The following is a 961-nucleotide window of genomic DNA, read 5'->3' on the forward strand; positions in this document are numbered from 1 at the left end:
GCCGGCGTCGAGCTCGGCCTCGACGACGAGGTAGAAGTAGGCCGGCGCCGACCCGGACAGGGCCGTGGCCGCGCCTGCTGCGCCTCGGGGAGGACGAGGGTGCCGCCGGTCGGCGCGAGCACGTCGCGCACGAGCTGCAGCTGCCCGTCGGTGACATCGGCGGCGGGGCTGAGCACGGTCATCCCCTGGCCGACGCGGGCCGGGGTGTTGGGCATGCCCCGGACAGCGGCGACCCCGTCCGGCAGGGCTGCGGCGAGGTCGGCGAGGGAGACGCCGAGCGCGAGGGAGACGACGACCGAGCCGGGGCGAAGGGAGTCGCGCACCTGCGCGAGCAGTTCCGCCACGGCATAGGGCTTGACGACGACGAGGTGGACGTCAGCGCGGGCCGCGGCCGCCGTCACGTCGACGACCTCGACCGCGGGCCGGTCGGCGTAGTGCTCGCGCATCTCGGTGGCGCGCTCGGGGGTGCGCGCGACGGCGAGGACCTCCCCTTCGCCGTGTGCGGTGAGGCCGTCGAGGATGGCGCCACCCATCGCTCCGACTCCGTAGATCGCGGTGGTGGTCATCAGTGCTCCTGTCGTCATGGGTGTGGTCAGGACCGACCGGTGAGCGTCTCGGCGAGACGGCGCAGCCCCGAGGGACGCCGGGCCAGGTCGTGCAGGTGCTCGAGCCACATCGGGCCGTAGGGCACGAGGATGCGCACCCGGTGGCCGGCGTCGGCGGTGCGCAGCTGCAGCTGCGGGTCGGCGCCGAGGAAGAACTGGTACTCCAGCCCCTCGGGGCCCCGACCGGACTGGTCCGCGAGCCCGTCGGCGAGGTCGAGCAGCACCGGCTCGTGGGTGGCGACGACCGTGTGGACGCCGCTGCCGAGCAGGGTCGCCAGGCAGCGCGCGAAGGCGAGGTCCACCTCGTGCGGGTCCTGCCAGCTGCTGACCCTGCGGCTCCCCGGTGCCGCCGCGCA

At 74.9% G+C, this 961-nt stretch carries 1 protein-coding gene and 1 pseudogene; both read right to left on the minus strand.

What is annotated here, in order from left to right:
- A partial coding sequence (locus AC2W7J_RS18445; RefSeq protein WP_485984239.1) for a pyrroline-5-carboxylate reductase family protein occupies positions 1-566 on the minus strand: 566 nt, incomplete at its 3' end.
- A gap of 26 nt (positions 567-592) precedes the next feature.
- Positions 593-961, minus strand: a pseudogene (locus AC2W7J_RS18450) (hypothetical protein); the annotation flags it as partial.

Source organism: Janibacter sp. CFPM2_SD2, assembly GCF_057364645.1.